The 19,250-nt window shown below is 42.6% G+C and carries 19 protein-coding genes and 1 pseudogene; 7 read left to right on the top strand and 13 right to left on the bottom strand.

The features are described from left to right. Positions 1 to 311: pseudogene (locus BW976_RS28620) on the top strand (hypothetical protein); the annotation flags it as partial. Positions 312 to 469: 158 nt separating this feature from the next. On the opposite strand, the gene BW976_RS28615 reads toward BW976_RS28620, so the two are convergent. The 6 genes from BW976_RS28615 to BW976_RS28590 all read right to left on the bottom strand — a co-directional run bounded on the left by BW976_RS28615 (position 470) and on the right by BW976_RS28590 (position 6,666). Beyond that, positions 470 to 1,816, bottom strand: a complete 1,347-nt coding sequence (locus BW976_RS28615) for a DUF58 domain-containing protein (protein WP_076379092.1) — start codon at positions 1,814 to 1,816, stop codon at positions 470 to 472. 95 nt (positions 1,817 to 1,911) lie between these two features. Next, positions 1,912 to 2,889 carry an AAA family ATPase gene (locus BW976_RS28610; protein WP_076379090.1) on the bottom strand — a complete coding sequence of 326 codons (978 nt, stop codon included), beginning with the start codon at positions 2,887 to 2,889 and terminating at the stop codon, positions 1,912 to 1,914. Continuing rightward, entirely contained in the window at positions 2,879 to 4,063 is a 1,185-nt protein-coding gene (locus BW976_RS28605) for a DUF4350 domain-containing protein (protein ID WP_076379088.1), read from the bottom strand. Before BW976_RS28605 ends, BW976_RS28610 begins: the two co-directional genes overlap by 11 nt. After that, positions 4,060 to 4,812, bottom strand: a complete 753-nt coding sequence (locus tag BW976_RS28600; protein WP_076379086.1) for a DUF4129 domain-containing protein — start codon at positions 4,810 to 4,812, stop codon at positions 4,060 to 4,062. The genes BW976_RS28605 and BW976_RS28600 overlap by 4 nt, the downstream gene beginning before the upstream one ends. A 2-nt stretch (positions 4,813 to 4,814) precedes the next feature. Then, positions 4,815 to 5,717, bottom strand: coding sequence for a hypothetical protein (locus BW976_RS28595; RefSeq protein WP_076379084.1), 903 nt, complete (start codon positions 5,715 to 5,717; stop codon positions 4,815 to 4,817). Beyond that, positions 5,701 to 6,666 carry a stage II sporulation protein M gene (locus BW976_RS28590; RefSeq protein ID WP_076379082.1) on the bottom strand — a complete coding sequence of 322 codons (966 nt, stop codon included), beginning with the start codon at positions 6,664 to 6,666 and terminating at the stop codon, positions 5,701 to 5,703. Before BW976_RS28590 ends, BW976_RS28595 begins: the two co-directional genes overlap by 17 nt. Before the next feature lie 93 nt (positions 6,667 to 6,759). Here BW976_RS28590 and BW976_RS28585 point away from each other — a divergent pair, with 93 nt between their 5' ends. Next, complete coding sequence (locus BW976_RS28585) at positions 6,760 to 7,515, top strand: RDD family protein (RefSeq protein ID WP_076379080.1); 756 nt, start codon at positions 6,760 to 6,762, stop codon at positions 7,513 to 7,515. Here the strand turns inward: BW976_RS28585 and BW976_RS28580 are convergent. Together BW976_RS28580 and BW976_RS28575 are read right to left on the bottom strand one after the other, a co-directional pair. Then, positions 7,453 to 7,920, bottom strand: a complete 468-nt coding sequence (locus BW976_RS28580; RefSeq protein WP_076379078.1) for a DUF2752 domain-containing protein — start codon at positions 7,918 to 7,920, stop codon at positions 7,453 to 7,455. The genes BW976_RS28585 and BW976_RS28580 overlap by 63 nt on opposite strands. After that, positions 7,920 to 8,396 (bottom strand): DUF5684 domain-containing protein, encoded by a 477-nt coding sequence (locus tag BW976_RS28575; protein ID WP_076379076.1) that lies wholly within the window; start codon positions 8,394 to 8,396, stop codon positions 7,920 to 7,922. Before BW976_RS28575 ends, BW976_RS28580 begins: the two co-directional genes overlap by 1 nt. A gap of 130 nt (positions 8,397 to 8,526) precedes the next feature. Between BW976_RS28575 and BW976_RS28570 the strand changes: the two genes are divergently transcribed. Beyond that, entirely contained in the window at positions 8,527 to 9,954 is a 1,428-nt protein-coding gene (locus tag BW976_RS28570) for an L-serine ammonia-lyase (RefSeq protein WP_076379074.1), read from the top strand. Between the two features lie 222 nt (positions 9,955 to 10,176). Here BW976_RS28570 and BW976_RS28565 read toward each other — a convergent pair whose 3' ends face one another. The 3 genes from BW976_RS28565 to BW976_RS28555 all read right to left on the bottom strand — a co-directional run bounded on the left by BW976_RS28565 (position 10,177) and on the right by BW976_RS28555 (position 12,289). After that, positions 10,177 to 10,824, bottom strand: coding sequence for an SGNH/GDSL hydrolase family protein (locus BW976_RS28565; protein ID WP_245834802.1), 648 nt, complete (start codon positions 10,822 to 10,824; stop codon positions 10,177 to 10,179). 65 nt (positions 10,825 to 10,889) lie between these two features. Beyond that, positions 10,890 to 11,645 (bottom strand): lipoyl(octanoyl) transferase LipB, encoded by a 756-nt coding sequence (gene lipB, locus BW976_RS28560; RefSeq protein WP_076379070.1) that lies wholly within the window; start codon positions 11,643 to 11,645, stop codon positions 10,890 to 10,892. Next, positions 11,645 to 12,289 (bottom strand): 4'-phosphopantetheinyl transferase family protein, encoded by a 645-nt coding sequence (locus BW976_RS28555; protein ID WP_076379068.1) that lies wholly within the window; start codon positions 12,287 to 12,289, stop codon positions 11,645 to 11,647. Before BW976_RS28555 ends, lipB begins: the two co-directional genes overlap by 1 nt. Positions 12,290 to 12,476: 187 nt before the next feature. On the opposite strand from BW976_RS28555, the gene dcd reads away from it, so the two are divergent. Continuing rightward, entirely contained in the window at positions 12,477 to 13,013 is a 537-nt protein-coding gene (dcd, locus tag BW976_RS28550) for a dCTP deaminase (protein WP_076379066.1), read from the top strand. 168 nt (positions 13,014 to 13,181) lie between these two features. Next, positions 13,182 to 15,905 (top strand): carboxypeptidase-like regulatory domain-containing protein, encoded by a 2,724-nt coding sequence (locus tag BW976_RS28545; protein WP_076379064.1) that lies wholly within the window; start codon positions 13,182 to 13,184, stop codon positions 15,903 to 15,905. 181 nt (positions 15,906 to 16,086) lie between these two features. On the opposite strand, the gene BW976_RS29655 is transcribed toward BW976_RS28545, so the two are convergent. Further along, positions 16,087 to 16,962: a hypothetical protein gene (locus BW976_RS29655; protein WP_076379062.1), complete on the bottom strand. Its 876-nt coding sequence runs from the start codon at positions 16,960 to 16,962 to the stop codon at positions 16,087 to 16,089. A 115-nt stretch (positions 16,963 to 17,077) separates the two neighbouring features. On the opposite strand from BW976_RS29655, the gene BW976_RS28535 reads away from it, so the two are divergent. Beyond that, a complete protein-coding gene (locus BW976_RS28535; protein ID WP_076379060.1) occupies positions 17,078 to 17,359 on the top strand; it encodes an ATP-dependent Clp protease adaptor ClpS in 282 nt (93 codons plus the stop codon). A gap of 80 nt (positions 17,360 to 17,439) precedes the next feature. After that, entirely contained in the window at positions 17,440 to 18,000 is a 561-nt protein-coding gene (locus tag BW976_RS28530; RefSeq protein WP_076379058.1) for a histidine phosphatase family protein, read from the top strand. Between the two features lie 159 nt (positions 18,001 to 18,159). On the opposite strand, the gene BW976_RS28525 is transcribed toward BW976_RS28530, so the two are convergent. Beyond that, positions 18,160 to 19,227 carry a branched-chain amino acid aminotransferase gene (locus BW976_RS28525; protein WP_076379056.1) on the bottom strand — a complete coding sequence of 356 codons (1,068 nt, stop codon included), beginning with the start codon at positions 19,225 to 19,227 and terminating at the stop codon, positions 18,160 to 18,162. Positions 19,228 to 19,250 lie beyond the last annotated feature (23 nt).

Raw genomic sequence — 19,250 nt, 5'->3', positions numbered from 1 at the left:
CCAAAAAAAGTAAAAGTAAGGGCAGGCCAATAGTTGGACAAATCTTTAAACAAATGGCTCACGGTTTATTGAACAGTAAACACATTGGCTGGGGTGCATTCGCCAGACGATTGAGAGGCCGAAAAGGCCCGGCAATAGCCATTAAAGCTACAGCCAGAAAACTGGCAGCCCAATATTGGCGACTAATCGTTAAAGGAACCGAATTTGTTGAGAAAGGCTTAGCTGCGTATGAGTTAATCGTCAATCAACAGAAAAAGAAACGGTTACAGAAACTTGCCCTGGAACTAAACATGACTTTAGCCCCTGCATGATTCATTCTGTCATGGGTAGCGATAGCGAAGAATCTACTTTACAACATGCACAGTTCGCAAATAGATCCTTCGCTGTCGCTCAGGATGACAAACCTAAAGAAATACATAGAATAGTATCAGTGTCTTGATTCTTGACTCTCACTTCTTGCTTCTCTTCCCTAAATCTTCTGCTTAGCCTTAATTTCCAGGTACCGGTTAATGGTATTGATGGTTAAATTCTGTGGAGTACTCAGAATAGATTGGATGCCATGTTTGGCCAGCTCTTTTACAATGAGTTTTTTATCGTAGGCAAACTTTTCGGCTATGGTTTTAATATAGATGCCTTCTACATCGGCAGCGGGTTGCTCGCTCAATTTTTTCAATTCCGTATTTTCAAAAAACACTACCAGCAGCAAATGGTATTTGGCTATCCTTTTTAAAAATGGTAGTTGCCTGTGCAGGGCGTTCAGGCTTTCGTAGTTGGTAAAAAATACCACGAGGCTGCGTTGTTTGATCACCTTACGTACAATGGCAAACAGCAGCTCCATATTGGTTTCCAGATAACGTGTTTTCTCTTTGTATAAAGCTTCCAGTATTTTATTCAAATGCGCAGGTCGTCTTTCGGCAGGTATCACGACTCCCAATTTTTCGGATATGGTAATGAGCCCGGCCTTATCCTCTTTTAACAGGGCCACGTTTGATAATACCAGGCTGGCGTTAATGGCATAGTCCAATAAGCTCAATCCTTCAAAAGGCATTTTCATGGCCCTTGATTTATCAATAATGCAGTATACATGCTGCGATTTTTCGTCGGTATAGGAGTTCACCATCAGGTTACCCTGGCGCGCGGTTGCTTTCCAGTTAATGGTACGGTAATCATCACCCTGGACATAATTTTTTACCTGCTCAAACTCCATACTGTGTCCAATGCGACGGATTTTTTTGATGCCGATGTCTGTTAATCGGTTAGATATGGCCATCAGCTCATATTTGCGCATCTGCAAGAAGGACGGGTATACGGGTAAGGTTTCAGCCTGTTCAAAATTATAACGCCGCCTGATAAAGCCTAAAGGCGATTTAGCGTATACCCGGATATCGCCAAATTCATATTCGCCACGGCGCGTTGGCCGCAACACATAATTGATGAGCTTTTTTTCACGTGGTTTTAAATTGGTTTTAAACCAGATGTCGCGCTTTTGAAACTGAAAAGGGATCTCGTCAATAATACCAACGCTGATTGGGAAACTATACCAGTTTTCGATATATACGCCCAGGTCGTTATTGTCGCTGTTGCTCAGGCGTTCGGGCGCATGACGTTTGGCAAATACCCCGTTTGCTGTGCGGTATAACAGTAGCACATCCATCAAAAATAATATAATCAGCACCCAAAATGCCAGTGTGGGGATAATACCCAGCCACGGGAAAAAGAACGACAATAAAAACAACACCACGCTGCAGGTTAAAGCTGCAAACAGACGGTTTGTTAAAAATAGGTTTCTATAAAAGAGGCTGATGATTTTTTTCACTATAAGCTGTTGATTAAGTATCAAGTATCACGATTTTGTAACGATAAGTATCGCGTTTAGCAGTCGTGATACTTGATACTAGCTACTTGATACTATTACCGTGGTACTTCAATTTTTTGTATGATCTGTGCTACCACATCATCCGGACTTGCACCTTCCATCTCTTTATCCGGTGTAAGCATAATACGGTGTCTTAATACCGGGGCGGCTACGTAGATAATATCTTCGGGCGTAATAAAATCACGACCCTTAATAGCAGCAATAGCTTTTGCGGCATTGATCATAGCCAGCGACGCACGCGGCGAGCCACCCAGAAACAATGATTTATGGTTACGGGTTTCATGAATGATCTTAGCGGTAAACTCCAGCAATTTCGCCTCCACATGGAACGATCGTACTTGTTGACGAAGCGCGATAATATCATCACCGGATAAAACCGGTTGTATGTGAGTTAGCTGCTCAGTAGTTTTTTGCTGATGCTGGCGGGTAATAATAGCTATCTCTTCTTCCAGCGTTGGGTATTTGATCTCTATTTTAAACAAGAATCTGTCTAACTGCGCTTCTGGTAAACGATAAGTGCCTTCTTGTTCCACCGGGTTTTGTGTGGCCAGCACGGTGAAGGGTTCCTGCATTTTGTAGGTATGACCATCGATAGTCACCTGCCGCTCTTCCATCACTTCAAACAAAGCCGACTGGGTTTTGGCAGGGGCGCGGTTAATTTCATCTATCAGGATGATGTTACCAAAAACCGGCCCTTGTTTAAATTCAAACTCCGCGCTTTTAGGATTAAATACCGATGTACCCAATATGTCCGAAGGCATCAGATCGGGAGTGAACTGGATACGCGAGTAACGGGCATCAATAGCTTTGGAAATCAGTTTGGCAGTAAGGGTTTTAGCTACACCGGGTACACCTTCTATCAGGATATGCCCGTCGGCCAGTATACCTGCTATCAACAGATCAATGGAATCCTGTTGTCCTACAATGATCTGGGCAAGTGTATATTTAATTTGATTAACCGCGGCACTGAGTTTGCTCAGATCGGTTCTGTTTTCAAAATTCTCATTTTCCATTATATCCGGTTTGGCTGTAAAATTTTTCTATCAATTTATTGAGTTGGATCAATTCCATATCAGTTATTTGCTGATGGGTGCTTACAAAATTCACCGCGCTGATCAGCGAGCTGGAAAAGCCCTCATCGATACCCGTTTTTTGTGCCAGTGTATTGACAAATTCCTGGTCGAGCTTACTGGTTTTTAACCGGTATTGCTCCCTGATATGCTCCAGCAGGTAAATCACTTTTTTATGAGCGATGTTGGCGTTGTTGCGTTTTTCATAATAAACCTGACCTACAACCGTCACAAACTCAAGCGTAGAGTTTGGCAAAGGCTCAATTACCGGGATCACGCGCTGGCGGCGTTTCATCTCGTAAAAAACAAATAGAAGTATGCTGCCCAGGCTCAGGTAATAGGCCCACTGTAAAGCCGGGTTGCTGAAGAACACGCGCAATGGCGATATATCTTCAGGTATGTCGCCGTTCTGGTATTGATCCCAGTAAACATTCTGGGCTTTGGGTAGGTAGGACAGGGCTTTGGCCACGTAATCGGCTCCCTGAGGAGTTAACAGGCTGTAATTGGTAAAAATATCGGGTGTGGCGCACAGGTATAGCGTGCCTTTACCAAATTTATAGCTTAAAAAGGTACCATGATCCGCATAGTTTTTACCTATCACTATAGCCTTAGCGGTATCAAGTGCCGAAAAGTACTGATTGGCAATATCGCGCTTAAATACATAATTGTTAGGAGCCCTCAACTGCGGATTGGTAAAGTTGATGGATACATTTTTTGAGGCGTACTCTGCGCGGGTTTCTACTTTTAAAGTATCAGTAATAAAACCCCGCCATTCAAAGGCAGCCATGAACACCGAGTTGCCAGCCTTGATGTATTTAACCATCGCCTCAAAATCAAATTTATTAAGGGTGATGCTTTTGGCTATAATGATATAGTTTCCCTGTTGCAGGCTGTCGCCATGAAAAACATTATAGGCCGATTTGTTGGTCCTGCTTAACTCAGCTTCAGGGTAAATATCCTTTAGTCTGTCATACAACAAATAAGTACCAAAAGGGATCTTATCCTTATAATACAGAGTTGATTGCCAGTTAACCGGTTTAGGTTTGTTGTATTGCGCTACTACGTAACCGATCAATAACAAGCTGGCCATAGTGATATAGATCTTAAAATCTTTCATGCTATACCCTTGTTAAAATCCTGAAATACGGTATTGATATTTTTGAAAGTTTGTCCGTCGATGGCAAATTCACCATACCAAACATACTCAAATTGTAAAGTCAATGATCTGAAAAGCTGGCGCTGATGCGCATTGGTCAATTCATCAATGTATGCGCTGTTTGTTTTATCAATTTGCCATTTGATCAAATGGGCATCGCTAAGCTGTTTTAAGCATTTTAAATAAAGCATCCGTACAGCCAGGCGGTAATTGTGATGGGAAATGGCCCTTTCAATTTCGTCATCAAAGTTGATATCATGAATATTCTCCAGTGATTCGGTAAAAGGCAAATTAGCCGACATAGACTTACGCCGGAAAATGCCCAACATATCAATCCCCATAAGTTTAAGCACCAGGAATACCACAGCTGCTAAACCCGCTGCCAGGAACAGGTATTGTAAAATATATAATAAGGCCCTCACAAATGGGCTCATATTAGGTTTGCCCAGTTTTATAGGTTTAAACAAACCCCAGAACCAACTCCAGAAACGGTCCCACCAGGAAGGTGTTGTATCGATATCGTCCTTGTATTGAAATTCGGGCTGTTTACTATGAGCGGTAATAGCAGCGCTATCTAAATGGCGCACGCCTACCTTTGCGGTATCCATCTTAAGTACTAAAGGTTGCTTAACAGGTTTAACAACGGGAATTGCTCCGTTGCTCACGTGAACAAACAGTGCAAAAATGAGGGTACAAAGCAGGCGCAGCATGATCAATATTCTTCGGCCGGTAAATCGGTATTGGGTGTGATGGTACCCAATTTGTTTATTTTTTCCATTAAGCTGGTGCCATCTTTGCTTTCGGTTAAATTATAATAGCAAAGCGCTAATGCGGTTATCGGTAAAATAGCAAATACCTGGCAAAGTTGTTGCAGCGCAGCGCCAATAACAGCCGCGGGGATTGAAAATGCCCCACCGCCCTTTTGCGGAACAGCAATCAGGCTTACCATGTTAATGATACTTGTTGGTATTGAAACTACCATGATGGCCACATAAAAAATTATCCATATTACCACCAGCGAACCAAACGTAACCCACCAGTTATCCTTGATCAGGAAGAAACTGCGATTAAATGCATAACTAAAGCTGGCATTCTCCAACACCATAATCGGGAATATCAGTGCGAAAATTGGGGAAAGGTAAATACCTGGTACCAAGCAAAGTAGCGTAGCCACAGTAAGCAATAGGTGAAGCAGTATCGAGCTGCCAAATACCCGCAGGAAGTAATATTTGATATAACCCCACATCTCCTCGGTTGTGGGTACTTGTTTGTCTTTCTCTTTATAAAGCGCTATATAGCTTAAAAAGGTAACGATTAAGGCAATAAAACTCAGCATCCCAAAAAAGAGCAACAAAAAATACTCCGGCCCAAAAAAGCTAAATGGCGATGGCTTGTACTCGTTAGTGTTAAAGGCGCCACTTTTGATACCGTTTATAGTTCCGGTCCATTTTAACTGGAACATCGAAGCGCTGATGATACCAGCTGCTACAAAGATGCCGCAAAAAGTAAAAAAATATTTTAGCAGCGGTTTGATATTCTGCCGTACAAATAAAAAGGTGTCGCTTATAATTTCGCCAAAATCGCGGACTTTGGCTAACTCAACTTTGGATTGCATGATAGGTTTGGGTTGCTTTATAAATTTTGTTTGGGTATATGATCACATACCATATAATGAACAATAATGATGATGCTAATATAGTAATACTAAGCCATATCGGCATTTCGGTGTGCCGGGTTACAAAGCCTTCAAAAAACGCCGCTACAATTAATATCGGTATAATGCCAATGGCCACTTTCATACCATCTTTGGCCCCTCTTTTTAAAGATACCATGCGTTTATAGGTTTTGGGAAACAATAAACTGTTGCCCAGGATAATGCCTGCGGCGCCTGCTATAATGATGGCCGAAATTTCGAGCGTGCCGTGTATCCAGATCACCAGGATGGATTTTGCACCCAAGCCTTTGCTGAAAAAATAATACTGAAATGAGCCCAGCATGATGCCGTTACGGAAAAGGTAATAAACTGAGCCAACGGTAAAGATGATGCCACTTACGAAGGTTATCAGCGAAACATAGATGTTATTTACTGCTATCCCAAAAAACATTAAAGTTTCGCTGCCGTTTTTGTACACGCCAAAAGGATCGCCCTTCATGATGTTGGCATTAGTCATGTCTACATACTGATCACCCATGATCAGGCGTACAAAATTCTCATCGTATTTGGCCGATAGCGCACCTATAAAGCAAAAGACCATAAAGAACAGGAAAGCATAAAGCAACTGCTTTTGATAGGTTTTGAACAACAGAGGCAGCTCATATTTCCAGAAAGTGAGGAAGCGGTTACTTTTTTCGCTTTTGTTTTTATAGATGGATTGATGCAATCCGGCGGCAAGGCCATTCAGGTAAGCAGTGGTTTTTGATTTGGGATAAAATGTTTTGGCATAAGCCAGATCGTCCGTTATTTGGATAAACCTATCGGCAAGCTCGTCAGGATCATTGGTTGGTTCCTGCTCAAAGCTGGTCCATTTCTGAGCATTTTGTTTTACAAAAAGAGGTTCCCGCATGAATTGCCGTATAAATAATTATTTGGTTAAAATAATTACAAAAGAGCTATATAACAAGAAAAAAGACAGATTTACATTTTATATTTGAATCATATGCAAACGATAAGGATAACCACCACACAAAATATAGATATTGATTACGAGGTAGCTGGTTTGGGTGAACGCATTGTAGCTTATATCATTGATATGGCCATGTTTACGGTTATTATCATAGCAACGTTGATTGCTATTGCTACCACCGGCGGATTTGAAAGAGGAGGAAATGGTGGGCTTGGACTTGGTGTAATGTTAATTATTTATGCCGTATTATTTGTTTTTTACGATCTGATATGTGAATTGTCTATGAACGGACAAAGTGTGGGTAAAAAGGTCATGAAAATAAAGGTAATAAGTCTGGATGGTGCCAGGCCACGATTAGGGCAATACCTGTTGCGCTGGCTATTCCGGATAGTTGACTTTACCTTAACCAGTAACCTGTGTGCGTTGATCTGTATAGCCGTGTCGGACAAATCGCAGCGTGTTGGTGACATGGTGGCCGGTACCACATTGATCAGGACTGTTCCACGTACCAAAATGCAAAACATAGCTTTTAAACCCGAGGCAGATAATTACCAACCTGTTTTTCCGGAGGCAGCCCGGTTAAGCGAGCAGGATATTGAACTGATAAACGAGGTGATTAACAATTACATTAAAAGCGGTAACAGTATGCTGGTGTATAATATGGCACAACGCATCAAAGATCTGCTGAATGTAACGCCACCCGTCGAAATGAATAATATGCTGTTTTTACAAACTATTATTAAAGATTACAGCCACATTATAGCCCAGGCCGATGTGAGCCCCCTTTAATCTCCCCCGGAAGGGGAGACTTTGGGAAAATATTTTAGAGCCCTCCCTTCCGGGGAGGGTTGGGTGGGGCTTCCACATCTTAATGCCATAGCTAATCAGCACAATGCTGCCTATGATCATAAATAACGTTTTCTTGATGGTTGATTTGGGTGTGTCGAGTTTAAAGTAGCCGTCGGCAATGCCGTATGCGAAGAAGAACAGGAGTGGAATAGCAGGCGGGTACAGTGCAAAGCTTTTTTGAAGATCGCATTGAAAAAGGGCTACTACAGCACGTTGAAAACCGCAGCCAGGGCAGTCGATCCCGGTAAGGTATTTGAAAGGGCAAGGGAGCAAATGATTTTGCAGCCAGTGGATAAACCCCGCCTGACTGCAAAATATTTGTAAATAGAAATTACTAAACAACATTACACCTGCGGCGGAGGCGGAGTATTGTTGAATGGATCCTGATAATTGGTTGATGGATCAAATGGTTTACCGCCACCTATAAAACCGGCACCGGCAGGACCTAAATATTGGTAATTGCCGAAGCCCAGGATCGGGTAAAACACAAATGATAACAACAGCAAACCAATGGTAAAGCCTTCGCTTTGACCAAAGCTTTTGCTTAGCAGGTTTGTTACCCATACGGCTACTACAATGTTAGCACATGGAACCAGGAACAAAATGACCCACCAGGTAGGTTTACCCACAATTTCAAGTAGTACTATAATGTTATAAATAGGGATAATAGCAGCCCAACCTGGTTTACCAGCCTTGGTGTATATTTTCCACATGCTGACAATCAGAATAACCGAAATAATTAAAGCTGGAATTAAAAAAGCGCCAAATAAGGCTGCCATTGCACCGGCTGACGGTGCTGACGAAGGATCATAATCTTGCATTTTGATTTGGTTTAAGTAAATGTTTTAATGTTTGTTTATTACCGCAAAATATAAAAAATTTAAATAAAAATTAAATAATCGCTTTTTTATTACAGAGCAGGAATGACATTTTATTCATAATTTTGACCTGATGCAGAGAGAACAAATTTCGGTTTTTGATATGTTCAAGATAGGTATAGGGCCCTCCAGTTCGCATACATTGGGTCCCTGGCGGGCGGCACAGCAATTTGTGCAGGCACTTGAACAGCAAGGTGTTTTACCGTTGGTTGAGCAAGTGAAAATATTGCTGTACGGTTCACTGGCCAAAACCGGCCGGGGGCATGGTACTGATATTGCCATACTATTGGGCTTAAGTGGCGACGATCCTGTAACGTTTGAGGTTGACCAGATAACGCCTAAAATTGGAGACATCACGGCAACCCACAAATTACAGCTTGGGGGCGTTCAAACTATTACCTTTTCGGTAGTTGATGACTTGCTTTTCCTGTTTAACGAGAGCCTGCCTTTCCATCCCAATGCGGTAACTTTCCAGGCGTTTTTGAGTAATGGTAAGGCTGTTTCAGAAACCTATTATTCCATAGGCGGTGGTTTTGTGGTCAAAGAGGGGCTCTCGAACCAGGCTAAACAGGAGGTTGACTTGCCTTTTCCTATAGATACTGCTGCCGATCTGCTGCACTGGTGTATCAAAACCGGTCTGAAAATATCCGAAGTGGTGATGGAGAATGAGCTGGCCTGGCGCAGCGAACTGGAGACCCGAAACGGGGTGTTCAATATTTTTAAGGCATTAAAGGAATGTATTTACCGAGGCTGCCATACCACCGGTCAATTACCTGGCGGTTTAAATGTAGCCCGGCGTGCTTTTAAGCTCAACAGTAAGTTAATAGGCAATAATACTTACACCAATTACGACGAGTGGGTTATAGCCATCCGTAAAACCGGCGATAGTTTTAAAAATATATTGGATTGGGTAAGCTGTTTTGCCCTGGCTGTAAATGAGGAGAATGCTTCGTTCGGCAGGGTGGTTACCGCACCTACCAATGGCGCGGCTGGTGTTATACCGGCTGTACTACAATATTATATTGTTTTTTGCGAAGGTAATACCGAGCAGCGTATCATGCAGTTTTTACTCACCGCTTCAGAAATTGGCAGCATCTTTAAAAAAGGTGCTACCATATCAGCGGCTATGGGTGGCTGTCAGGCAGAAATTGGTGTATCCTCAGCTATGGCTGCTGCCGCGCTTACCGAATGTATGGGCGGTACGCAAAGACAGGTACTCATGGCTGCCGAAATAGCCATGGAGCACCACCTGGGCCTAACCTGCGACCCGATAGGTGGCCTGGTGCAAATACCATGTATCGAACGTAATACCATGGGAGCTATCAAAGCTATAACGGCCTCACAATTGGCTTTACAGAGCAACCCCGAAAAGGCAAAGGTAAGTTTAGATGCAGTAGTAAAAACCATGTGGCAAACCGCGCTTGACATGAATTCTAAATATAAAGAGACATCTGATGGAGGGTTGGCTATTAATATTCCAATTAGTTTGCCGGAGTGCTAAGCCTTCTTATTGATTGATTAAAAAACTTGTCATGCTGAACGTAGCGAAGTATCTGTTATAGAACTATGCATGCAGTAAAATAGATCCTTCGCTTTCGCTACCCATGACGTGTTTGCTATGTGGTTGATTATAAACGCAATTTAGTAACACGTCATTTCACCCTTAGAGGCCTCGGATTTTAAAACTCAGGATGACAAATGGAAATGGGGAGTTGTTTTCTGTTTATTTCTTTTCCAGGGCACTTAAAACAACCGGTTTAAGTTTTTCTACCCACATCTGGTACATTGTGGCAGATGGATGTAAGCCATCATTGGCAATAAGTGATGAATTATTGGCTGCCAGTTTGGATATGGGGGTAATGTCGATATAGTTAACACTGGCGTTGGCGCTTTCCTGCCGGTTAATATCATTGAATTGGTCAATCTCTTTACCAATGCGTGCATCGTCGCCATGAGCGAAGGGTGTTACCCCATAATCGGGTATGGATAGTACAAAAACATGATTGGTATTGCCTTTGGCCAATTTGATGGCCGTATTTAGAACCTGTACAAATTTAACACGGTAGTCGGCCTGACTGCCGCCGCCGTACTGGTCGTTCACGCCAATAAGTAAAGTTACTATGTCGTAGGTTTTGTCTTTGGAGTCGCTACCGTCAATGGCCGATATCAGCTGCTGGGTTGTCCATCCGGTACGGGCTATAATGGTTGGTCCGGTTATTTTATGTCCTGGCAATTGCCCTGCAAGTTGGTAAGGGAAGGCATCATGCTCATCCACCGACTGACCAATAGTATATGAATCGCCCAGGGCCAGGTAACTTAGCGTATCAATTACAGGAACGGGCGACACTGTAATGGGTGATATATGTGTCATTGATGTTGTTTTTGTGCAGGCCGATAATGTGCCTATCGAAAATAAAATTAAAAATAATGCTTTCATCATAATATCTCCATATCAAACAATACGGAAATATGATGTTTAAGGATTTTTTTTACTTCATTTATATCAACTTCGCGACCCAATTCTTTTTGCATTGAGGTTACGGCTTTATCGTCAATACCGCAGGGCACAATATTATTAAAATAATCCAGATCTGTATTGACGTTAAAAGCCAGTCCGTGCATGGTTACCCAACGGCTGCAACGTACACCCATGGCGCATATCTTGCGGGCATTTTCATTATCGGCATCAAACCAAACACCGGTATAACCCGGATAGCGGCCAGCTTTTAAACCATAATCAGCCAGGGTTAATATAACGGCCTCTTCCAACGTACGGAGGTACAAGTGTATGTCGGTGAAAAAATTGTCAAGGTCCAATATCGGGTACGACACAATCTGGCCTGGACCATGATAGGTAATATCGCCGCCGCGGTTAATGCTATAGTATACCGCCTGCTTTTCTTTCAGGCCATTTTCGTCGAGCAACAAATGCTCAGGCTTGCCGCTTTTGCCCAGGGTATATACATGGGGGTGCTCGCAAAATACCAGGTAGTTAAAAGTCTCGCTGGGTTCAAAGGGCTCAAAGCTGCCGGCTGCAACAGGCGTTTTAGCCGCAGCTTCATAAGCCAGTTCGCTATTGCGATTATTGAGCTTGGTTTTTACCGAAGCAGCGAACAGCTCTTCCTGTTTATCCCAGGCCTGCTGATAATCAATCAAACCCCAATCCTGAAAAAATACTTTTTTGTTCTTCATTACATTTGTCCCTTCACGTAGCCTATCATGTAATCTTCATACTGCATATAGCTCACCACATAATCCAGGTTGATATTATTTTTATGCAGACGCGCGCTTAGCTCGCCCCGGGTATTAAAACTAAAAGGATCCAGGAAAATATTGTCGGCAAATGATACTTCTTTTTCACCGTTACACTTATATATGGCTTCTTTGGCGCACCAGCAAACGTAAAGCTGTTCTATTTTATGTGCATCGTCAATAAAAGCCATTTCGTCGGGCCGTAAGAATTTACCGGCAATACGCTCTACCTTTTGTTTTATCTGTTCAATATCTATTCCTACTTTATGCGTTTTGCTGATCATCACGGCAGCATAATCAAAAGAGTGACTGAATGATATATGATAGGGCAGGTTTACCAGATAAGGTTTACCATGAGCATCAACCTTGCAGTCAATGTATTCGTCGGTATGCAGCATTTTGCGGAGCAGTACACGGGTGCCCAGCCAGTGCAGGTGGCGCTTGCCGTTGCTTAATTTTTCGACATAGGCTTTTTCTTCGTCGTCAAGTTGCAGTTGTTTATACAGGTCGTCAGCCTCTTCTTCAATTCTCCAGAGCGCAAATTCGGTATCATCGTCGATATGCTGCCTGTATGCTATAGCCATAATAAGTAAAATTGCAAAATAGGAAGCAAACTTATGTCAAATAATTTTAATTAAATAATTGTTTTGGTATCAAGTAGCTAGTATCAAGTATCAAGGCAATTTGCATGGTAGTTTCAGGTTCTGTTATTAAAAATCTTGATACTTGATACTAGCTACTTGAGACTAAAATAGTAATTTAGGGCCAACCATGATATTATCAGATAAGCGCATTCTCGAGGAAATTGAAAAAGGAAGTATTATTATTGAACCCTTTAAACGGGAATGCCTGGGTACCAACTCCTACGATGTGCATTTAGGTAAACATCTGGCCACTTACCGCGACAGGGTACTGGATGCCAAGCTGCATAATGAGATTGATGGCTTTGAGATACCTAAAGAAGGGTTTGTCCTGCAGCCCAATACGCTTTACCTGGGTGTTACCATGGAGTATACCGAAACCCACAGCCATGTACCCTTTCTGGAAGGAAAATCAAGTACTGGTAGGTTAGGTATTGACATACATGCTACCGCCGGCAAAGGAGATGTTGGCTTTTGCAATACCTGGACGCTTGAAATTTCATGCGCCCAGCCAGTACGCATCTATGCCGGTATGCCTATTGGACAGCTGATTTATTTTGTGGTTGAAGGTGATATTGAAACCCTGTATAATACCAAAAGCAACGCTAAATATAATAACCCTACAACACGCCCTGTTGAAAGTATGATGTGGAAGAATAAGTTTTGATCGATTTTTTTTCAGAACGATTAAACCTTTGTTGTTGGAGTAGGTCAAAGTGAAAAATTAAGCTTTGTATATGGCTTAAATGAACCGTACATTGCCTTATATATAAACCTAAAACCTCACAACTCATCGCCTGATTAGATATTTTGTGTAGATTAAACTTTATTTACCATGATAACATTCAAAAAAGTATCTGTCGGCTTATTGATAACAGTGATTGCTACGGTAATTTTCGGTTTCACAGGCCCAGGCGATGATTTGCTCGGTAAACTCGTTGACCAGCTTTATAAATGGCGTGCCGATCATCCGCAGGAAAAAGTTTACCTGCATCTGGACAAGCCCTACTATGCCGTTGGCGACGATATATGGTTTAAGGCTTACGTAACCATTGGCAGCAAACACCAATTATCAGCTTATAGCGAAATATTAAATGTCGACCTCATTGGCGAAGATGATTCGGTAAAACGCAGTATCAAATTGCCGCTCATCAGCGGCATGGCTTATGGTGATTTTGCCCTGCCCGATACCATGCAGGATGGCAACTATCGCATAAGGGCTTATACCAACTGGATGCGTAACGCGGGGGATGCCTATTTTTTTGATAAAACCATCACCATATCCAAGGGCGTCGGTAATACTGTTTTCACCAAAACCGATTATACTTACGGTGAGCAGAATGGCAAGCAAAAGGTGAATGCACTGATCAATTTTACCAATGTAGACGGGGCACCGTATGCAGGTAACGAGGTAAGTTACCGTGTTGAATTGAATGGCAAAACGGTTTTTAAAGGCAAAGGCATAACCAATGATAAAGGCGACCTCGCTACCTCATTTCTCAATACCACTCCCAATCCGGCAGCCACAGGCAATATTATTGCCAATATCAAACTCATCGATAAAAGGGTGATCACCAAAGTGATACCTATTAAAGCGGTATCGGCCAAAGTAGATGTACAATTCTTTCCGGAAAGCGGTACGCTGGTGAATGATGCCGGCTCAAAAATAGCTTTTAAGGCTGTGGGTGCCGATGGCCTGGGTGTTGATATCAAAGGTTCCGTTGTGGATGACCAAAACCAAACGGTAGCTGTGTTTAACAGTACTCACCTGGGTATGGGCGTGTTTAATTTAACCCCGATGAGCGGCAAAACTTATAAGGCTCATGTTGTATTTGCAGATGGGTCCGCAGGCGATTTTAATTTGCCCAAGGCGGTTGACAATGCTTATGTTTTAAGCCTTGATAATTCTGATGACGATAACCTGACAGCAAAAATATTACCGGGATCGGGTATTGCACAGAGTGCCACACCGGCAGGCAGCCTGATGCTTGTAGCGCAAAGCTGTGGCGAAATTTATTATGCGGCCAAAAGTTCCGATAATGGTAAAACATTCAGGGCAACTATTCCGAAAAGTAAATTCCCATCAGGTATTGTACAGTTCACTTTGTTTTCGGCCAATGGCGAACCGCTGAATGAGCGTATCGTATTTATTCAAAACCCCGATCAGCTTAAATTGTCGGTTTCGGCGCCTAAACAGCAATACACACTTCGCGAGAAAGTAACTATTAGCCTGAATGTAAAAAACAAAGAAGATAAGCCTGTTATCGGCAGTTTTTCGGCCTCGGTTATCGATCTGGCAAAAGTACCGGTTGATGAAACCAACGAAGAAAGCATTTTTTCGAACATATTACTGAGCTCAGACTTGAAGGGTTATATCGAAAAGCCAGGCTATTATTTTTCAGATCAAAGCGCAAAAACAAAAGCCGATCTGGATGTATTGATGCTCACCCAGGGCTACCGTCGGTTTGAGTGGAAACAGGTGATCAATGATTCCTTCCCTCCGGTGGTTTATCAGCCCGAAAAAACATTGCAGGTAACCGGACATTTAAAAACCTTTGGTGGTAAACCGGTTCCTAATGGCAAAGTAACCCTATTTACTACTGCAGGCGGTACATTTATTTTAGATACCGTAGCCGATGCCCAGGGTAAGTTTACCTTCAGTAACCTGGTGTTTAGGGACAGCATCAAGTTTGTGGTGCAGGCCCGTACAGCCAAGGATCGGAAGAACCTGGAGATAGAGCTGGATAATATAGCCCCCCAAGTGGTAGGGAAAAATAAGAATGCTGCCGATTTACAGATAAATGTGAGCGATGGCCGTTCGGTTTATTTACAGAATAGCAAAAAACTGTTTAATGAGCAGGTAAAATATGGCATTGGTAACCATACCATTGTGTTAAAAGAGGTAGTCGTAAAAGATACCCGTACCACGGCGGTAAAGCATTCCTCAAATTTAAACGGAGCCGGTAACGCCGACCAGGTGCTCACTTATAAAGACCTGGAAAATATGGGGGGAGGCCAGCTTTCCAATGTCTTAGCGGGCAGGCTTTTAGGGGTGATTTTTCGTGGAGGTATACCTTACTCAACCCGCGGAGGCGGCGCCATGCAAATTGTTGTTGACGGTATCAACATGGAAGCCGATTATCTGGACAATTTAGTAATATCTGATATTGCCAGTATTGAAGTTTTGCGTTCGGTAGGTAATACAGCGATATATGGTTTCAGGGGAGGTAACGGTTTGCTGATAATAACTACTAAACGAGGCGACGAAGGTACTGTTTATAATCGTTACGCACCGGGTGTGGTTACTTATTCGCCGAAGGGTTATTATAAAGCCCGTGAATTTTATTCGCCTCAATACGATGATCCTAAAACAAATACACAAATGCAGGATCTGCGGTCAACCATATATTGGAACCCTAAGATATTAACCGATAAAGATGGTAATGCTTCTCTCTCTTTCTTTAATGCCGATGGTAAAGGCACCTACCGTATTATTATTGAGGGTATGGATGCCGAAGGTAACCTGGGCAGGCAGGTATTTAAGTATAAAGTAGAGTAGATTTTAAGTCAAAATTCAAAAGTAAAAAGTCAAAATCCATGTAGGGTTTTGACTCTTTTATTTGTTATCATGTGAGCGACAGCAAAGAATCTATTCGGGGACTATAGACACCGTATAACAGATGCTTTGCTGTCGTTCAGCATGACAATATTTTTGACTTTTGAATTTTAACTTTTGAATTTTATTTAGCCAGGTAAAATTTCTCCCAGAAATCAGTCGATTTGGCCATTTCGCTGCGGCCGCTTTCTGCTCCGCCTGTGCCCGCTCCACCACGACCGCCTCTGCCACCACGACCACCGCCCATTCCGCCGCCGCCGCCGCCTCCACCACGACCGCCTCTGCCGCCGCCTCCACCACCAAAGCCACCGCTCTGATGATCAGGGTTTTCAGCGCCGTCGCCCTTGGCTCTTTGCAATCCGTTTATTTTAAAGTTAAATGCCCATTCATTTTTGGTGATGTCCTCCGCATGGAAAAATTGTAAAGGTATGGCTATTTCGTAAACAAGGTTACCCTGGGCATCATAATTAATAGCGGCTTTAATACCATAAGTGTTGGAGGTGGTTATCATATCCCCTTCAATATCTTTAAAACCTACTACCTTAATATTGCGCAGTTTAGTTACACGCTCCTGCATCAGCTCATCGCGGTCTTCCTGGGTAATATCACCAGTTGGGTTATCCCGTTTACCAAATGTTGGTGGCGTTCCCGGATCTGCCAGTGGAAAAGTAAGGGAAAAGCTTTCCTTTTTTTTGCCTTTTGTGTCAATGCTCAAAGTAATGCCTGCGTTTAAGGTCCGGATCTGGTCCATGCGGTCGCTGATTCGTATAGCGGCATAAAGCATAGTTTGATCATTAGCCAGCGTGTAATTGATCTTTTTTTCATCGTTGAAATAACGCAAACTATCGCCCCAGTCTTTCAGGTCACCATCAACAGTAACAGGGCCTGATGGCGCCTTTAATGTGGTTTGGGCATTTTTTGCGGTTTGGGCATGTGCTATACCTACAGTTATTAACTGGATGGTGCATGCTAAAATAAAATGGGGTGCGATTTTTTTCATCAGATTGGGGAGTTTAGGATTTTTGATCAGCGCTATATTGTAACATGATTTTTAAGCCCATAAAACACAATTTTAACACTTTTATTATTGTTTTTAAGTAAATTTGTAGTTACGTATGCCAACTGAAACACAGGAAGAAACACTTACTCTCGAAGAGATACTGGCAGGACTTAAGGAAGTTCACCGCCTGATATTATGGAATGATGATTTTAACACGTTTGATCACGTGATCCATTGTATGATGAAATATCTCGATTACTCCGAAGCACAAGCCGAAAAAATTGCCTGGAAAGTACATAATGAAGGCAAATGCGCCGTATTAGAAGGTTCATTTACCGAAATGGAAATATACCGAAAAATATTGCAGCAGGAAGGGCTTACCGTTAGCGTAGAGTAGTATTTAATTTCGGACGTCTGATTTTTAATTCCGGATTTTAATTTTAAAGCTCATAATTTATATTTCCGGTATTTACACTTATGATAAAAAGAATAACGATTTTACCCGCCTTAATGCTGGCGATGATTTGCTTTGCAAGCAGCAGTTCGTGCGCGCAAAGTAAAAATCTTAAACTGGTTTTTATCCGGCATGCCGAGAAACCTGCCGATGGTGATAACCTGTCCTGTACAGGCCTTAACCGGGCGCTAAAATTACCAGCAGTTCTGAAAGCCAAATTCGGTTTGCCCGACCGTGTTTATGTTCCTGCCCTACACCTGGGAAAATCAACTCCACGGGCGCGTATGTTTCAAACCATTTCGCCATTTGCCATAAAGTATAATTTAACTATCAATAGTACTTTTGAAGAAGAAGACACCAAAGATATAGCCGAGGATCTGGCAGGCAGAAAAGGTACTATACTGGTGGTGTGGGAACACAACGAGATGAAAGCTATCCTAAAAGCGCTCGGCCTGAAAGTTAAAGACCTGCAATGGCCTGACAATGATTATGACACCATTTGGGTAGTAACCTTTAAAAATGATAAACCTGTTTTAACGGTTGATAAAGAAGGTATAAAACCAGTTGCTGCCTGTAGTTTTTGATAGTTTAAATGATTTGTCATGCTGAACGCAGTGAAGCATCTATTCTGGGGTAGGCATAATGTATAATAGATTCTTCACTGCGTTCAGAATGACAAAAATTCATATAACAAAAAAGGTGCGCCATTCGGCGCACCTTTTTTGTTATGCAGGTAAGTATAATTAACCTACCAGGTAATTCCATCCATGGGTATCGGGTGCATTACCATATTTGATAGCATCAAGCGTTGTTAAAACTTTTTGAGAGAACTCGCGTGTTTTTGGATCGCTCAGGAAATATTCTTCGCCATCAACACTTATCGAACCTACCGAGGCTATAGTTGCAGCAGTACCTGCGCCAAAGGCGTCGGTCAGTTTGCCGTTTTTGGCGCCTTCAATAATTTCGGCTACAGAAACTTTACGTGTTTCAACCGGAATGCCCCATTCTTTAGCTAAGGCAATAACGGTATCGCGGGTTACACCATCTAATATAGTGTCTTTTGCTTCGGCAGTGATCAATACACCATCTAATAGGAATATGGCATTTGCCGCGCCCATTTCTTCAATGTATTTATGTTCTTTAGCATCGGTCCATATCAGTTGATCAAAACCTTCTTCGGTTGCTTTGCGGGCTGGCAGCATAGATGAACCATAGTTACCTGCCGCTTTGGCAAAGCCCATACCGCCTTCGGCTGCACGGGTGTAATGTGTTTCGATCTTAACGCGTAGTGTTTTTGAAAAGTATGGTCCTACAGGGCCTGCAATTACCATATATTTATAGGTAGCAGACGGCGTTACGCCCAGATAAGGGTCAGTAGCGAACATGAACGGGCGGATGTATAAAGCGTGATTAGCTTTAGCAGGCACCCACTCGCGGTCGAGATCAACCACAGCGGCCATACTTTGTAAAAATATTTCTTCGGGCAGTGTAGGCATGCACAAACGCTCGGCCGATTTATTTAGGCGGATGGCGTTTTTGTCCGGACGGAAAATGGTTACCTTTCCATCGGCATGTTTGTAAGCTTTTAGTCCTTCAAAAAATGCCTGTCCGTAATGCAGTGCAGAAATAGCCGGACTAATCCCAATTTCGCCGTACGGAATGACCTGCAGGTTCTTCCATTCACCATCGGCATAATCGGCCACAAACATGTGGTCAGAAAATGTTTTTCCGAATGGTAAGTTGTCAAAATCCGTTTCAGCTAAACGGGAATGTGCGGTTTTGGTGATCTTGATGTCCAGCGTCTCAGTCATGGCCTTATGTGTTTATAATTTAG

It is taken from the genome of Mucilaginibacter lappiensis, assembly GCF_900155965.1.
In the GTDB taxonomy this organism is placed as follows: domain Bacteria; phylum Bacteroidota; class Bacteroidia; order Sphingobacteriales; family Sphingobacteriaceae; genus Mucilaginibacter; species Mucilaginibacter lappiensis.
The sequence above is the reverse complement of the archived record's forward strand: the minus strand, read 5'-3'. Positions and strand labels throughout refer to the sequence as shown.

Excerpts from the sequence above, each read along its gene's own strand:
- BW976_RS28610 (WP_076379090.1), bottom strand. The coding sequence starts at position 2,889 with ATGGAAAATGAGAATTTTGAAAACAGAACCGATCTGAGCAAACTCAGT.
- BW976_RS28605 (WP_076379088.1), bottom strand. The coding sequence starts at position 4,063 with ATGAAAGATTTTAAGATCTATATCACTATGGCCAGCTTGTTATTGATC.
- BW976_RS28600 (WP_076379086.1), bottom strand. The coding sequence starts at position 4,812 with ATGCTGCGCCTGCTTTGTACCCTCATTTTTGCACTGTTTGTTCACGTG.
- BW976_RS28595 (WP_076379084.1), bottom strand. The coding sequence starts at position 5,717 with ATGCAATCCAAAGTTGAGTTAGCCAAAGTCCGCGATTTTGGCGAAATT.
- BW976_RS28590 (WP_076379082.1), bottom strand. The coding sequence starts at position 6,666 with ATGCGGGAACCTCTTTTTGTAAAACAAAATGCTCAGAAATGGACCAGC.
- BW976_RS28585 (WP_076379080.1), top strand. The coding sequence starts at position 6,760 with ATGCAAACGATAAGGATAACCACCACACAAAATATAGATATTGATTAC.
- BW976_RS28580 (WP_076379078.1), bottom strand. The coding sequence starts at position 7,920 with ATGTTGTTTAGTAATTTCTATTTACAAATATTTTGCAGTCAGGCGGGG.
- BW976_RS28575 (WP_076379076.1), bottom strand. The coding sequence starts at position 8,396 with ATGCAAGATTATGATCCTTCGTCAGCACCGTCAGCCGGTGCAATGGCA.
- BW976_RS28570 (WP_076379074.1), top strand. The coding sequence starts at position 8,527 with ATGCAGAGAGAACAAATTTCGGTTTTTGATATGTTCAAGATAGGTATA.
- BW976_RS28565 (WP_245834802.1), bottom strand. The coding sequence starts at position 10,824 with ATGACACATATATCACCCATTACAGTGTCGCCCGTTCCTGTAATTGAT.
- lipB (WP_076379070.1), bottom strand. The coding sequence starts at position 11,645 with ATGAAGAACAAAAAAGTATTTTTTCAGGATTGGGGTTTGATTGATTAT.
- BW976_RS28555 (WP_076379068.1), bottom strand. The coding sequence starts at position 12,289 with ATGGCTATAGCATACAGGCAGCATATCGACGATGATACCGAATTTGCG.
- dcd (WP_076379066.1), top strand. The coding sequence starts at position 12,477 with ATGATATTATCAGATAAGCGCATTCTCGAGGAAATTGAAAAAGGAAGT.
- BW976_RS28545 (WP_076379064.1), top strand. The coding sequence starts at position 13,182 with ATGATAACATTCAAAAAAGTATCTGTCGGCTTATTGATAACAGTGATT.
- BW976_RS29655 (WP_076379062.1), bottom strand. The coding sequence starts at position 16,962 with ATGAAAAAAATCGCACCCCATTTTATTTTAGCATGCACCATCCAGTTA.
- BW976_RS28535 (WP_076379060.1), top strand. The coding sequence starts at position 17,078 with ATGCCAACTGAAACACAGGAAGAAACACTTACTCTCGAAGAGATACTG.
- BW976_RS28530 (WP_076379058.1), top strand. The coding sequence starts at position 17,440 with ATGATAAAAAGAATAACGATTTTACCCGCCTTAATGCTGGCGATGATT.
- BW976_RS28525 (WP_076379056.1), bottom strand. The coding sequence starts at position 19,227 with ATGACTGAGACGCTGGACATCAAGATCACCAAAACCGCACATTCCCGT.